This is a genomic window from Metapseudomonas otitidis (assembly GCF_900111835.1).
GTDB lineage: Bacteria > Pseudomonadota > Gammaproteobacteria > Pseudomonadales > Pseudomonadaceae > Metapseudomonas > Metapseudomonas otitidis.
In genome coordinates, this window is sequence record NZ_FOJP01000024.1 from 43,286 (window position 1) to 59,263 (window position 15,978).

The following is a 15,978-nucleotide window of genomic DNA, read 5'->3' on the forward strand; positions in this document are numbered from 1 at the left end:
ATCGCCGCACTCTGGAGTGCCCCTTATGCCCGAGCAGTTACACGCCCGCGTCGAAGCCTGCTACCAGCAGGCAGAAGCCTTCTTCCAACGCCCGTTCACCCGCCCCGAGGTCAGCTTCAAGCTGCGCGGCCAGAAGGCCGGCGTCGCCCACCTGACCGAAAACCGCCTGCGCTTCAACCTGCAGCTGTACCGGGAGAACCGCGAGGACTTCCTGCGCCAGACCGTCGCCCACGAAGTCGCCCACCTGGTCGCCCATCAACTGTTCGGCCCGCGCATCCAGCCCCATGGCGAGGAATGGCAGCTGATCATGCGCGGCGTCTACGAACTGCCGCCCAACCGCTGCCACAGCTACGAAGTGCAGCGCCGCACGGTGAACCGCTTCATCTACCTCTGCGCCTGCCCCGACGGCGAATTCCCCTTCTCCCCCCAGCGCCACGCCCTGGTCGGCCGAGGGCGCCGCTACTTCTGCCGGCGCTGCCGGGCCACCCTGCGCTTCAGCGGGGAGCAGCGGCAGGAATAGGCCGTTCCTGCCCTCAATACGGCAACGCCCCATCATCCGGCACCAGCCCCGACAACCCCTCCACCTGCGCCCGGGTGTTGGCCCGGTGCTGCAGCTTGTTGCGCGCGGCCTCGGGCAGGTCGGTGAAGCGCATCACCCCACGGTCCACCAGCACGTTCACCAGGTCCTCGATGACCCGCACCAGCTCCAGGTCCGAATGCTGCAGCGACAGCAGGTGCTCGTGCAGCGAGCGGCTCGCCAGCCAGCTGCGCACCTCCGGGTCGGCTTCCGGCACCCGGTGGGTCATCCCCGGGAAGGCCTCGTGCTCCACCCGCAGCACCCGGCCCCGCTCGTCTCGTTGTACGTAGACCATCGACTTCACCCTCTGTAGCCCAGGAAGGAACAACCACCGCCCCTCCACACGTGAAAAGGCCCGCCTCCAAAAGGAGGCGGGCCCTGCCCCGCATCAGACCGTATCGGTCTTCAGCGTGCCGTCACCCAGCATCCCGCTGATCACCCCCGCCGCATCGGCTGCGCCGTAGGCTGCCTGCAGGTTGATGCCATCGAGCACGATGGTCGGCCCGCCCGTACCGCTGCCACTGCCGTTGCTGTCCACCGTGATGGTGGTGTTGGTGCCGAAGCTGAAGGTCAGGTACTGGCTCAGGCTACCCAGGTTGGCCTGTTCCCCGGTCAGCAGCTGCGACAGGTCCAGCGCATCCACACCCTTGGTGAAGTCGGTGATGTGGGTGGTACCGGTGTCGCCCAACAGCCACTTGAAGGTGTCGGCGCCGTCGCCGCCGGTGAGGGTGTCGTTGCCGCCCGCGCCGATCAGCGTGTCATTGCCGGCCAGCCCGCTGAGCACGTTGGCCCCGCTGTTGCCAGTGAGGGTGTCGTTGAAGTTCGAGCCCGTCAGGTTCTCGATGTTCACCAGGGTGTCCAGCCCTGCCCCGCCGGTGTTTTGCTGCCCGGTGATGCCCAGGCTGACGTTGACCCCGGCAGTGGCGTCCTGGTAGCCGGCGGTATCGGTGCCACTGCCGCCATCCAGGTAGTCATTGCCGGAACCGCCCACCAGCAGGTCGTTGCCGGCCCCGCCGTTGAGGGTGTCGTCGCCGTCGTTGCCCAGCAGCACGTCGTTGCCACCGTTGCCGTTGAGGGTGTGCCCACCCGCCAGGCCGTCCACCAGCAGGTTGTCGCTGCTGTTGCCATCGAGGATCCCGTCGGTGTCACGGGTCAGACTGACCGAGGCAGTCGTCGACTCGGCGATGTAGCTGAAGGAGCCCCCCAGCGTGCCGGTGTCGGTGACGCTCACCACCCCGGCCGCCAAGGTCGCGGTCATCCCGCTGGCACTGCCCACGGTACTGATGTGCAAGGTGCTGGTGTCCGGGTCGGTGTCGTTGTACAGCAGTGCCCATTCCGGCACCGGCACCGTGACCCCCGAGGCCACGTTGGTGATCAGCGAATCACCGGTCAGCGTCGGTGCATCGTTCACCAGGGTGACGTTGATGGTCGCCGTGTCCACCGCCGTCAGCGCGCCACCTCCGATGGCGCCGGCGTCGTTGATCATCAGCATCAGCGCCACCGCAGCCGCCGTGTTGGTGCTGGCCAGGAAGGAAATGCTCCCCGCCGAGCCGGCCCCTGTGTCGATCCCTGCCAGCAGGTTGTTCAGCTGGGTCAGGGTGCCGCGGAAGGTCACCTGCGACGTGCCGTTGCCGGTGATGTTGGTCACCCCGCTGTTCCCCGCCGAGACGGTCAGCGCGCCCTGGGCCACCGCCAGGGTCACGGTGCGCAGGTCGCTGCCGCCGTCCACGTCACCCACGCTCATGCCGGTGCCGCTGAGGGTCAGGCTGCTCTTCTCGCCGATGCTGTAGGTGAGCCGGCTGATGTCGGCGGTCGGCGCATCGTTCACCGGGGTGACGTTGAAGGTGATGGTGTTCGGGTTCGGATCGAGGTTGATCCCGCCGTTGGCCGTCCCACCGTTGTCCTGCACCTGGAAGGTGAACTTCGCATAGCCGTTGCCATTGGCGTTGGCCGCCGGGCTGAACACCAGCTTGCCGGCTGCCAGGTCGGCGGCCGAGACGAAGGTCCCGGCGCTGATGGCGCTGCCGTTGAGCAGCAGCGTACCGGCCGTGGGCAGCGTGGTGATCTTCACCGCCGCCAGGCTGTTGCCCTCGCTGTCGGAGAAGCCGAAGTTGGCCGCCGTCAGCACATGGCTGGTGTCCTCCAGCAGGCTCAGGGTGGCGTCGGCACCGGCCGGCGGGCTGTTGGCGTCGATCACGTTGATGGTCAGGTTGGCGCTGTCCGGGGTGCCGTCACTGTCCACCAAGGTGTAGCTGAACTGCTCGGTGACGTTGGCGGTGAGCCCTTCCGGCGCCACGTAGCTCCAGGCCCCGGTGGCGAAGTTGAAGGTCAGCTTGCCGTGCAGCGGCGTGTCGATCCCGGTGAGCTGGTTGCCGCTGATGGGCGAGCCGCTGCTCGGGGTGATGGTGCTGCTGCCGTTCCAGGTGTAGGTGATGCTGCCGATGGTGATGGACTTGATGTAGCCCGCGCCGTCCGGCCCGTAGCTGTCGTCGTCGGCGGTGCCGGCCACGCCATCGGAGCCCTTGAGCACGTTGCCGGTCACATCGCCGCCAACCACCTGCCCCAGCAGCGCATCCACCAGTTGGCCGAAGCCGGAGACGCTCAGCGGCGAGCCCTGGCCGTCGAGGTCGACGTCCTGCAGGCGCGCGGTGTTGATGCCGTCGCCGATACCCACCGTGGTGACGTTGATGCCGTTGTTGTCGACGAAATTGTTCCAGGCCGTCGACGTGGCATCGGTCAGCGAGTTGCCACCGCTACCGGTCTGCTCGTTGGGGTTGCCGTCACTGATGAACACCACCTGGTTGCTCCAGCCGGCAATCGGCTGGTACACGCCCATGGTTTCCTGGATGCCCGCGGTGAAGTCGGTGCCGTCGGCGAACGGCCGGGTACCGCCCTCGGCGGGGTTGAGGCTGGCGATCAGCGCCGAGAACGCCTCCACGCTGGTGACCGGCGCATAGGAGGTGGCCGTCGACGAGAAGGCCACGATCTGCAGTTGCACATGGCCGCTGGTGCCGTCGAACAGCTCGCTGCCGGCCTGGCGCACCGCACTGAGCATCTGGTTCAGCTCGGTGTTGTCGATGCTGCCGCTGAAGTCCAGCACGAAGACCACGTTGAAGTCCTGGCCGTGCCCTTCCACCACGCTGGCCACGTCGTCCTTCGCATCCGGCCCGTTGTCCACGGCCACCACGTTGATGGTGGTGTGGGCGGTGTTGGAGTCGGTGGCGCCGTCGTTCACCGTCACCGTCACGTCACGCGGGGTGGTGCTCGGCGTGTTGCTGGTGTTGGAGAAGCGGATCGCCTCCAGCGCCGTCTCGTAGGTGGCCTGGCTGGCCACGCCGGTGAGGGTGACGGTGATCTTGCCGGCCACGCTGGTGTCCACCACCGCCGTGATGCCGGCCGGCATGCCGGTGGCACTGAGCACATCGCCCGCCTGGGCGTTGGTCAGCACCACCTTGGCCGAGGCGATGGTACTGCCGTCGACGTCGGTGATCTGACTGTCCAAGTCGGCGATGGCCACCGCCGGCTGGCCTTCGGTGAAGGTGGTGCGGTAATCGGCCCCGGTGGCGCCGCTGCTGTTGTTGGCGTCCAGGTCCAGCACGGGGGCGTCGTTCACCGCAGCCACATTGATGGTCACGGTGGCGGTGTTGCTGTAGAGGCTGCCGTCGCTCACCTGGTACTGGAAGGTGGCATAGGGCGCGCCGTTCTCGTTGCCATCGGGCACGAACACCAGCTTGCCGGCGGCGATGTCGGCGATGGTGATCACCTGGTTCAGGGTCACCGCCACGCCATCGAGCTTCAGCACGCCGTCGGTGGCCAGCTGGGTCACCTTGATGTTGGCGAAGCTGCCGGAATCGACGTCGCTGTCGTTCAGCGGGCCGGTGCCGTCACTGCCGAACAGCCCGGCGCTGGTGATGGTCACGGCGTTGTCTTCGGTGGTGCTGAAGGTGTCGTTGACCGCCACCGGCGCATCGTTCACCGCCGCCACATTGATGGTCACCGTGGCCACGTTGCTGTAGGCGCTGCCATCGCTGACCTGGTACTGGAAGGTGGCGTAGGGCGTGCCGCTCTCGTTGCCATCGGGCACGAACACCAGCTTGCCGGCGTCGATGTCCGCCGCGCTGATCACCTGGTTCAGGGTCACTGCCACGCCGTTGAGCTTCAGCACGCCGTCGCTGGCCAGCTGGGTGATGCGGATGGCGGTGAAGCTGCCCGAGTCGATGTCGCTGTCGTTCACCGGGCCGGTGCCATCGCTGCCGAACAGGCCGGCGCTGGTGATGGTCACCGCCGTGTCCTCGTTGGTGCTGAAGGTGTCGTTGACAGCCACCGGCGCATCGTTCACCGGGGTCACGGCGATGGTCACCGTGGCGGTGTTGCTGTACAGGCTGCCGTCGCTCACCTGGTACTGGAAGGTGGCATAGGGCGAGCCGTTCTCGTTGCCGTCCGGCACGAACACCAGCTTGCCGGCGGTGATGTCCGCCAGGCTGATCACCTGGTTCAGGGTCACCGCTACGCCGTTGAGCTTCAGCACGCCGTCGCTGGCCAGCTGGGTGATGCGGATGGTGGTGAAACTGGCCGAGTCCACGTCGCTGTCGTTCAGCGGGCCGGTGCCGTCCGAGCCGAACAAGGCCGTGGTGGTGATGGTCAGCGAGGTGTCCTCGGCAGTGGTGAGGTTGTCATCCACGGCCACCGGCGCATCGTTCACCGCCGTCACGTTGATGGTCACCGTGGCCGCGTTGCTGAAGGTGGTGCCGTCGCTCACCTGGTACTTGAAGGTGGCGTAGGGCGCACCGTTCTCATCGCCATCAGGGACGAACACCAGCTTGTTGGCGTTGATATCGGACAGCGAGATCACCTGGTTCAGCGTCACCGCCACACCGTTGAGGGTGAGCACGCCGTTGCTCGCCAGCTGGGTCACCTTGATGGCAGTGAAGCTGCCGGAGTCGCTGTCGCGGTCGTTCACCGGCCCGGTTCCGTCGCTGCCGAACAGGCCGACGGCGGTGATGGTCAGCGGGCTGTCCTCGGCGGTGGTGAAGGTGTCGTTCACCGCCACCGGGGCATCGTTGGTGGCCGTCACGTTGATGGTCAGTTGGCCGTTGGTGCCGTCCTTGTCAGCGTCGCTGATGCTGTAGCCGACCACTTCCGAAACATTGCCGGTCAAGCCCGAGGGCGCGGTGTAGCTCCAGTCGCCGGTCTTGAAGTTGAACTGCAGCTTGCCGCCCAGGGTGGTGTTCACCGACAGCTGGGCGGTGGCATCGCTGCCGTTCCAGGTGTAGGTCACGCCGCTCACGGTCACCGAGTTGATGCCGCCCTTGCCGTCGGCGCCGAAGCTGTCGTCGTCGGCGGTGCCGGCCACGCCATCGGAGCCCTTGAGCACGTTGCCGCTCACCTGGCCGGCACTGACGCCGGTCAGCAGCGCATCCACCAACTGGTCGAAGGTGCCGACGCGGATCGGCGAACCGCTGCCGTCGAGGTCGACGTTCTGCAGCTTGCTGTCGTCGATGCCGTTACCCACGCCCACGGTGGTGACGTTGAGGCCGTTGTTGGCGATGAACTGCGCCCAGGCCGTGGCCGTGGCATCGGCCAGGGCGTTGCCGCCCGTGCCGGTCTGCTCGTTGGGGTTGCCATCGCTGACGAACACCACCTGGTTGCTCCACCCCGCCTGCGGCACGTAGTTGGCGATGGTGGCCTTGATGGCATCGGTGAAGTCGGTGCCACCGTCGAACGGCCGGGTGCCGCCATCCAGCGGGTTGAGCGAGTTGACCAGCGACTCGAAGGCCGCATAGGAGGTGACCGGTGCATAGGCCTGGGCGGTGGAGGAGAAGGCCACCACCTGCATCTGCACGTCACCCGGGGTGCCCTGGAACAGCGCCTGGGCGGCGGCTTTCACGGCATCCAGCATCTGGTTCAGCTCGGTGTTGTCGATGCTGCCGCTGAAGTCCAGCACGAACACCATGTTGATGTCCGGCGCGTTGGACTCGGCCACCGTGGCCACGTCGTTGCGTGCCACCGGGGTGTCGTCGTCCACGCTCAGGCTCAGGGTGCCGTTGGCGCTGTCGCCGTCCTTGTCGGTGACCTTGTAGGTCAACTGGAACTGGACGTTGTTCTCGTCCTGCCCGTCCGGGTGGCGGATGGGCGCGTTCTGCACCACCTGGTAGGCGCCGCTGGTGCTGTTGAGGGTGACGGTCAGCACCGTGGTGGCGCCCTGCTTGACCAGCAGGTTGCTGCCCGAGGTCTCGTAGGTGAACCCGCTGGGCGCACCGCTGGTGACCCAGGTGATCGAACCCGCGCCGTCGGCGCCGAAGCTGTGGGCCACCGTGCCGCTGGTGTTCTGCGCATCCACGTCGTCGCCCACGCCACCGGGGTTGCCGTTGGCCAGGGTGTCGTCGTCCAGCTTCACGTCGATGTTGCCGGCGGTGGGCGCGTCATCCTTGAAGCTGATGGCATTGCCCAGGTTGAGGCTGGTGCTGGTGGAATCGCCGTCCTTGTCGGTGATGGTGGCCACCAGTTTCACCAGGTCCGCCGCCGACAGGCCGGTGGCCTGGTCCGGCCCGCTGTCCGGGCTGTGCAGGAGGGCCAGTTTCTGGTCGAGGGTGACCTTGCCGACGCTGTCCACGGTCACGGTGAAGGCCACTGCCCCGCCGCTGCCGCCCACGCGGCCGACCACCTGGCCGCTTTCCAGGTAGAGCTTGATGTCGCTGCCGCTGGCGCTGTCCTTCAGGCCGCTGTTGGCGCCGCTGGCGCTGATGGCCAGGCTGTAGGCGAGGCTGCCGGAACCATCGGCACCGTAGTTGCCGCTGAAGGCATTGCTGTAGTCGGTGGTGGCGTCGACGGACAGGTTGGTTTCATCCACCTGCAGGCTGGCGACACCGGCCTGACCAGCGTTGATGCTCGGCGCGTCGTCCTTGAAGCTGATGGCGTTGCCCAGGTTGAGGCTGGCGCTGCTGCTGTCACCGTCCTTGTCGGTGATCGTCGCCACCAGTTTCACCAGGTCCGCCGCCGACAGGCCGGTGGCCTGGTCCGGCCCGGTGTTGGGGGTGTGCTGGATGGCGATGCGCTGGTCGAGGGTGACTTTGCCCGTGCTGTCGACCGTGACGGTGAAGGCCACCGCCCCACCGCTGCCGCCAACGCGGCCCACCACCTGCCCACCTTCCAGGTAGAGCTTGATGTCGCTGCCGCTGGCGGTGTCCTTCAGCCCGCTGCTGGCACCGCTGGCGCTAATGGCCAGGCTGTAGGCGAGGCTGCCGGAACCATCGGCACCGTAGTTGCCGGAGAAGGCGCCACTGAAATCAGTGGTGGCGTCGAGGGTCAGGTTGGTTTCATCCACCTGCAGGCTGGCGACGCCGGCCTGGCCGGCGCTAATGGTGGGCGCATCGTCCTTGAAGCTGATGGCGTTGCCCAGGTTGAGGCTCGCGCTGCTGCTGTCACCGTCCTTGTCGGTGATGGTGGCCACCAGTTTCACCAGATCCGCTGCCGACAGGCCGGTGGCCTGGTCCGGCCCGGCGTCCGGGCTGTGCTGGATCGCCAGTTTCTGGTCGAGGGTGACCTTGCCGCTGCTGTCCACGGTCACGGTGAAGGCCACGGCCCCGCCGCTGCCGCCCACACGGCCCACCACCTGGCCGCCTTCCAGATAGAGCTTGATGTCGCTGCCGCTGGCGGTGTCCTTCAACCCGCTGCTGGCACCGCTGGCGCTGATGGCCAGGCTGTAGGCGAGGCTGCCGGCGCCGTCGGCACCGTAGTTACCGCTGAAGGCACCACTGAAATCAGTGGTGGCGTCGACGGTCAGGTTGGTTTCATCCACCTGCAGGCTGGCGACGCCGGCCTGGCCGGCGCTAATGGTGGGCGCATCGTCCTTGAAGCTGATGGCATGGCCCAGGTTGAGGCTGGCGCTGCTGCTGTCGCCATCCTTGTCGGTGATGGTCGCCACCAGTTTCACCAGGTCCACGCTGCCCAGGCTCACTTCCTGGTCCGGTCCGGCGTCCGGGCTGTGCTGGATCGCCAGTTTCTGGTCGAGGGTGACCTTGCCGCTGCTGTCCACGGTTACGGTGAAGGCCACGGCCCCGCCGCTGCCGCCCACGCGGCCCACTACTTGCCCGCCTTCCAGGTAGAGCTTGATGTCGCTGCCGCTGGCGGTGTCCTTCAGGCCACTGCTGGCGCCCTCGGCACTCACCGCCAGGCTGTAGGCGATGCTGCCGGCGCCGTCGGCACCGTAGTTGCCGCTGAAGGCGCCACTGAAGTCGGTGGTGGCATCGGTGGCCAGGGTGGTTTCGTCCACCTGCAGGCTGTCGGCCACGGCCTGACCGGCGTTGATGCTCGGCGCGTCGTCCTTGAAGCTGATGGCGTTGCCCAGGTTGAGGGTGGCGCTGGTGCTGTCGCCGTCCTTGTCGGTGATGGTCGCCACCAGTTTCACCAGGTCGACGCTGCCCAGGCTCACCTCCTGGTCGGGCCCGCTGTCCGGGGTGTGCTGCAGGGCGATGCGCTGGTCGAGGGTGACCTTGCCCGTACTGTCGACACTGACGGTGAAGGCGATGGCGCCCGAGGGGCCACCCACGCGGCCAATCACCTGGCCGCTTTCCAGGTAGACCTTGATGTCGCTGCCGGTGGCGGTGTCCTTCAGGCCGCTGCTGGCCCCGTCGGCGCTGACCTGCAAGGCGTAGGTGGTGGTGCCGGGGCCGTCGGCACCGTAGTTGCGGATGAAGGCGCCACTGAAGTCGGTGGTGGCGTCGCCGGCCAGGTTGGTTTCGTCCACCTGGAGGATGTCCGCCGGGATGGAGACCGCGCGAATGGCCGGGGCGTCATCGCGGAAGCTGATGGCATTGCCCAGGTTGAGGCTGGCGCTGCTGCTGTCGCCATCCTTGTCGCTGATCGTCGCCACCAGTTTCACCAGGTCCGCCGCCGACAGGCCGGTGGCCTGGTCCGGCCCGGCGTCCGGGCTGTGCTGGATGGCCAGTTTCTGGTCGAGGGTGACCTTGCCGCTGCTGTCCACGGTCAGGGTGAAGGCCACGGCACCGCCGCTGCCGCCCACGCGGCCCACTACTTGCCCGCCTTCCAGGTAGAGCTTGATGTCGCTGCCGCTGGCGGTGTCCTTCAGGCCACTGCTGGCGCCCTCGGCACTCACCGCCAGGCTGTAGGCGATGCTGCCGGAACCGTCGGCGCCGTAATTGCCGGTGAAGGCGCCGCTGTAGTCAGTGGTGGCGTCGATGGCCAGGTTGGTTTCATCCACCTCCAGGCTGGCGACGCCGGCCTGACCAGCACTGATGGTCGGCGCGTCGTCCTTGAAGCTGATGGCGTTGCCCAGGTTGAGGGTCGCGCTGCTGCTGTCGCCGTCCTTGTCGGTGATGGTGGCCACCAGTTTCACCAGGTCCGCACTGCCCAGGCTCACCTCCTGGTCCGGCCCGCTGTCCGGGCTGTGTTGCAGGGCGATGCGCTGATCGAGCGTGACCTTGCCGGTGCTGTCCACACTGACGGTGAAGGCGATGGCACCCGAGGGGCCGCCCACGCGGCCGACTACTTCGCCACCTTCCAGGTAGACCTTGATGTCGCTGCCGGTGGCGGTGTCCTTCAGCCCGCTGCTGGCGCCGTCGGCGCTGACCTGCAGGGCATAGGTGGTGGTGCCGGGGCCATCGGCGCCGTAGTTGCGGATGAACGCGCCGCTGAAGTCGGTGGTGGCATCGCCGGCCAGGTTGGTCTCGTCCACCTGGAGGATGTCCGAGGGGATCTCCACCGCGCGGATGCCGGGCGCGTCGTCCTTGAAGCTGATGGCGTCGCCCAGGTTCAGGCTGGCACTGCTGGAGTCGCCGTCCTTGTCGGTGATGGTCGCCACCAGTTTCACCAGGTCGACGCTGCCCAGGCTCACCTCCTGGTCCGGCCCGCTGTCCGGGCTGTGCTGCAGGGCGATGCGCTGGTCGAGGGTGACCTTGCCGCTGCCGTCCACGCTGACGGTGAAGGCGATGGCGCCCGAGGGGCCACCCACGCGGCCAATCACCTGGCCGCCTTCCAGGTAGACCTTGATGTCGCTGCCGCTGGCGGTGTCCTTCAGCCCGCTGCTGGCGCCATCGGCGCTGACCTGCAGGGCATAGGTGGTGGTGCCGGGGCCATCGGCACCGTAGTTGCGGATGAAGGCGCCGCTGAAGTCGGTGGTGGCATCGCCGGCCAGGTTGGTTTCGTCCACCTGGAGGATGTCCGCCGGGATGGAGACCGCGCGAATGGCCGGGGCGTCATCGCGGAAGCTGATGGCGTCGCCCAGGTTGAGGCTGGCCTTGCTGAAGTCACCGTCCTTGTCGGTGATGGTGGCCACCAGTTTCACCAGGTCCGCTGCCGACAGGCCGGTGGCCTGGTCCGGCCCGGCATCCGGGCTGTGCTGGATGGCCAGTTTCTGGTCGAGCGTGACCTTGCCTTCGCTGTCCACGGTCAGGGTGAAGGCCACGGCGCCGCCGCTGCCGCCCACGCGCCCGACCACCTGGTTGCCTTCCAGGTAGACCTTGATGTCGCTGCCGGTGGCGCTGTCCTTCAGGCCGCTGGAGGCACCGTTGGCGCTCACCGCCAGGCTGTAGGCGATGCTGCCGGCACCGTCGGCGCCGTAGCTGCTGGTGAAGGCACCGCTGAAGTCGGTGGTGGCGTCGATGCCGAGGCTGGTTTCGTCCACCTCCAGGCTGGCGACGCCGGCCTGGCCGGCGCTGATGCTCGGGCCATCGTCCTTGAAGCTGATGACCTTGCCGATGTCCACCGCGCCGCTGGCACTGTCGCCGTCCTTGTCCACCACGGTGAGGGTCAGGCTGACATGCCCGGCGCCCAGGTACTTGGCCTCGTCGGCGTCGCTGGTGGGGTGCACCACGGCGCGCTGCTGGTCGAGGGTGACGGTGCCGGCCGCGTTCACGCTGAGGGTGAACACCAGCTCGCCGGTGCCGGCGGTACGGCCTTCGATCACCGAGCCGTTGAGGCTCAGCAGCACCGCCTCGCCGGTGGCGGTGTCCACCAGGCCGGAGTTGGCGTTCTGCACGCTCAGGCTGTAGGCCTGGCTGCCCACGCCGTCGGCGCCGGGTTGCACGTTGAACACGCCGCTGAAGTTGGCGGTGGCGTCCTGGGCGAAGTTGGATTCGTCCACCTGCAACTGGATCGCCGAGCCCCAGGTGACGTTGGCGCTGACGTCGTTGTAGTCGTAGTCGGAGGTGGCGGTCTTGTCTTCCCAGTTCTGGTTGCCGGCGCTGCCGGTGTCCTGCAGGTGGGAACCGCCGGGGTTCAGGGCGGCGTCACTGAACAGCACGTTGGCGCCGTCGGCCCCCACCAGCGGGGTGCTGCCGATGAAGGCCTGCCACTTGCCCCCCACCAGCTGGAAGGTGACCTCCGCGCCATTGCTCAGGCCGCCGTTGGCGGCGCCGTCGGGGATGATGAAGAAGCCGGTGTGGGCCGGGTCCAGGCCATCGAGGCTGGCCTGGTCGCCCACGCTCTGGTCGTGCACGTTGGCCCAGATGATCTTGCCGCCCTGGGGCGTGCCGTCATCGCCCTTGATGTAGTAGCCGTAGGTGTTGGAGTAGCCGGCATTGGTGCCGAGGAAGGTCACCGAGGAATTCAGGTCCAGCTCGCTGGCCTGCACGCTGGGCGAGTCGTCGTTGATCACCACGGCGAGGGAGCCGTTGGCGCTGTCGCCGTCACCGTCGGTGACCTTGTAGCCGACGTTGAGGGTGATGTTGTCCTCGGTGCCGCCCTGCGGGTGCATCAACGGTTGCAGCAGGTTGACCGTGTAGGCGCCGGTGGCCGGGTTGGTGAGCACCACGGTCATCAGCGCGCCCCGGGCGGAGCTGATGGTCAGGGTGTTGGTGCTGGCATCCCAGGTGGAGGTGACGCTCTCGCTGCCCAGGCTGCTGGGGCCGGTGAGTTCCACGCTCTTCACGCCGTCGGCGCCGCCGTCGTAGCCGAGGCTGCCGCTGGTGCTGGTGTTGGCGCCGGCAGCATCGCCGGGGCCGCCGTTGATGCCACCGGCCAGGCCTTCGTCGTCCAGCACGGTTTCGGCACGCACGTCGCTGGCGGTGGGGCCGTCATCCTCGAAGCGCACGGCATCGCCGATGCCGGTGGAGGCCACGGATACGTCGCCGTCACCATCGGTCACGGTGACCACGGCGTTGATCTTGCCGGTGAGGCTCAGGGCGTCGTCGGCGTTGCTGCCGTCCAGGTGCTGCAGCGGCAGGTACTGGGCCACGCTGAGGGTGCCGTCCTGGCCGATGGCCACGGCGAACGCGGCTTGCCCGTCGAGGGCGCCACCGGATACGCGGCCGACCACCAGGCCGTTCTCGACGCTGAGCAGGATGGACGAGCCGTCGAGGGCCTTCAGGCCCGAGTCGCTGTCCTGCACGGACAGGCTGAGCACCGTGGTGGCGCCTTCCTGGTCCTGGCCAACGTTGCTGAATGAGGTGTCCACCACCGCGCCGGTGCTCTGGGCATAGCCCGCCGCCAGGCCGGTGCCGGCGTTGACCACGCTGGCGAACAGCGCCGCCACGGCCGGGTTGCTGGTGTCATGGTTGGCCGCATCGCCGGGGATGCCGGGGGTGGCACTAGCGTTCTGCAGGCCGGGGGTTTCGTCGTGGATCACCACGCGGCCTTCCACGGCCTGGATGGCCGCGCTGGGCGCGTCGTCCTCGAAGCGCACGGCACCGCCGATGTCCACTTCGCTCCGGGCCACGTCGCCGTCGCCATCGGTCACGGTGACCACGGCCTTGATCAGGCCGGCCAGGTCCACCGACTCGTCACCGCTGCCGGTGTCGGGGTGATGCAGGGACATGTACTGGGCCACGCTCACCGTGCCATCGGCCCCGAGGACGATGGCGAAGGCCGCCTGGCCGGGGCCGTCGATGCCTTCGACACGACCGACGATCAGACCGTTCTCCACGTACAGGCGGATCACCTGGCCGTCGGTGGTGGTCAGGCCCGAATCGGTGCCGCTGCCACCGGTGATGGCCAGGCTGAGTTCCAGGGTGGCGTCCTCCTGGTCCTCGCCGAAGCTGCTGCCGGCGGTGCTCACCAGCGGGCCTTCGCTCTGGGCGAAGCCGAGCAGGTCGGTGCCGGCGTTGGCCACGCTGTCGAACAGCGAAGCGACCGTCTTGCCGCCCACGTCGTTGTCGTCGGCATCGCCGGCCGGGGTCGGGGTGGTGGTGCCGTTCTGCAGCTCGGGGCTTTCGTCGTGGGTCACGCTGCGGCCTTCCACCAGCTGGATGCTGGCGGTGGGGGCGTCGTCCTCGAAGCGCACGGCTCCGCCGACGCCGACCTGGTCGACGGCCACGTCACCATCGCCATCGGTGATGGTGACCACGGCGTTGATCTTGCCGGCGAGGCTGACGCTGTCATCGCCGCTGCTGGTGTCCGGGTGGAACAGCGACACGTACTGGGCGACCTGGAGGGTGCCGTCCTGGCCGATGGCCACGGCGAACGCGGCCTGGCCGTCGAAGCTGCCGCCGACGATGCGCCCGACCACCAGCCCACCTTCCAGGCTGAGGACGATGGAGCGCCCGTCGGTGGTGGTCAGGCCGGAATCGGCGCCGTCACCGCCGACGATGGACAGGCTCAGCACCGTGGTGGCGCCCTCCTCGTCCTCGCCGGTGCTGCTGCCGGAAACATCCACCACCGGGCCGTTGCTCTGGGCATAGCCGGGGCTGCCGAGGTCGCTGCCGGCATTGGCCACGCCGCTGAACAGGGCGGCCACGGCCGGGTCGCTGGTGTCCTGGTTGCCGGCATCGCCGGGGACACCGGGCGTGGCCGTGCCGTTCTGCAGGCCGGCGCTTTCATCGAGGGTCACGCTGCCGCCCTCGGTCACGCGGATCACTGCGGTGGGGCCGTCGTCCTCGAAGCGGATGGCACTGCCGATGTCGGCACTGGCGGTGGCCTTGTCGCCGTCGCCGTCGGTGACGGTGAACACCGCCCGCACCAGGCCGGACAGGTTCAGCCCCTCGTCATCACTGCCGCTGTCGGGATGGCGCAGGGATTCGTACTGCACCACGCTGAGCTGCCCGGAATCCGGGTCGATGGCGATGGCGAACACCGCATTGCCGCTGCCATCACGGCCCACCACCAGGCCGTTCTCCAGGGCCAGGGTGATGGGGCTGCCGGCGGTGGTGAACAGGCCGCTGCCGCCCTCACCTTCGCCACCACCCTCGCCCAGGGCCAGGGAAAACACCGCGGAGGAGCCGGCTTCGTCAGCCCCCGTGTCAAAGGCCCCCACGACGACCGGGCCACTGCCCTGGGCGAAGGCCAGCATGTCAGCAGAGGCATTGGCCACCGAGGCGAACACCGCCAGCGGGCCGGGCACTTCCTGGCTGTCCGGCTGCAGGCCGGCGGTCTCGTCCAGCACCACGAAGCCGCCTTCCTGATTGAATTGCAGCCCGGCCGTGGGGCCGTCGTCGTTGATGGCCACGGTCAGGGGCACGGTGGGCGACACGTCGCCGTCCAGGTCGAAGACCCGCACGCTGAAGTTGTCGAAGATCTGGTCGTCGGCGCCCGTGGCGTTGGGGTTGCCGTGGTCGAGGCTGTTGTCGGTGAGGGTGTAGGTCCAGTTGCCGGCGCCGTCGAACACCAGCACGCCAAAGGCGCCCTGGACGGTGCCGCCGGCGGTGACGTTGATCCAGTTGCCGTTGACGTCCAGCACCTCGACGCGGTCGATGCCGTCCGGCGAGGTGATCACCAGGCTGCCGGAGGTGCTCTCGGCAGTGCTGCCGGCATTGCTGCCGGCCTTGCCGCCCCCGCCTTCGCCGCCGTTGAGGGCCTCTTCATCCACCACGCCGGGGCCGGTCACCACGGTGCCGGACTGGTCGAGGAACACCACCGTCAGCGAGGGGGTGGAATCGTCCGGCAGCGGGGGGATGTCGCCCTCGGGGAACAGCGGGGTGAAGTCGATGGGCCCGGTGGGGAAGCCGATGGTCGGGTCCACCGCACCGCCGGTTTCCGACAGCAGCACGAAGGAGTGGCCGCCGCCCACACCGCCCGCGCCACCGGCACCGCCAGCGCCCGGGCCGGCTGCGGTGGCCTCGGCGGCCAGGGTCGGGTCCACGCCGGCCTCGATGGCGGCCTGCAGTTGCTCGACGTCGGTCAGCTCCTGCTGGCTCGGGGGCTGCGGCTGGGCGTCGGCAGTGGGATCGACCGGCGCCGCGTTGTCGCCACCAGCACTGAGCATCTGGGTACTCAGGGTGGTGCTGCTGTCGCGCCCCAGGGTCAGCTCGCCGCCGCTGGCCAGGTTGATGGCCACCGCGCCTTCGGCGCCGGTAACCAGTTGTTCACCGGCAAACACCCGGTCCCCTTCCACCAACGGCCGGCGCGTTCCATCGCCTGCTACCGCGAACACCTCGCCTACGACCTGCCTGACGACACCGATTACCGTAGCCATGAATCCTTCCTCCAGCGCACACCTGCCGACCACTGCC

At 68.2% G+C, this 15,978-nt stretch carries 3 protein-coding genes; 1 reads left to right on the forward strand and 2 read right to left on the reverse strand.

What is annotated here, in order from left to right:
* The first annotated feature begins 25 nt into the window (after positions 1–25).
* Positions 26–520 carry a SprT family zinc-dependent metalloprotease gene (locus BM198_RS26090; protein WP_074973557.1) on the forward strand — a complete coding sequence of 165 codons (495 nt, stop codon included), beginning with the start codon at positions 26–28 and terminating at the stop codon, positions 518–520.
* A 13-nt stretch (positions 521–533) separates the two neighbouring features.
* Here the strand turns inward: BM198_RS26090 and BM198_RS26095 are convergent, their stop codons facing one another.
* Both BM198_RS26095 and BM198_RS30260 read right to left on the reverse strand, forming a co-directional pair.
* The gene (locus tag BM198_RS26095) at positions 534–872 is read right to left on the reverse strand and encodes a hypothetical protein (RefSeq protein ID WP_044412584.1); all 339 of its coding nucleotides are present in this window, start codon (positions 870–872) and stop codon (positions 534–536) included.
* A 93-nt stretch (positions 873–965) separates the two neighbouring features.
* Positions 966–15,941, reverse strand: coding sequence for a retention module-containing protein (locus BM198_RS30260; protein WP_167368493.1), 14,976 nt, complete (start codon positions 15,939–15,941; stop codon positions 966–968).
* Between the last annotated feature and the right edge of the window lie 37 nt (positions 15,942–15,978).

Bases quoted from the DNA above. Each gene is read 5' to 3' on its own strand.
- BM198_RS26090 (WP_074973557.1), top strand. From the start codon at position 26: ATGCCCGAGCAGTTACACGCCCGCGTCGAAGCCTGCTACCAGCAGGCA.
- BM198_RS26095 (WP_044412584.1), bottom strand. From the start codon at position 872: ATGGTCTACGTACAACGAGACGAGCGGGGCCGGGTGCTGCGGGTGGAG.
- BM198_RS30260 (WP_167368493.1), bottom strand. From the start codon at position 15,941: ATGGCTACGGTAATCGGTGTCGTCAGGCAGGTCGTAGGCGAGGTGTTC.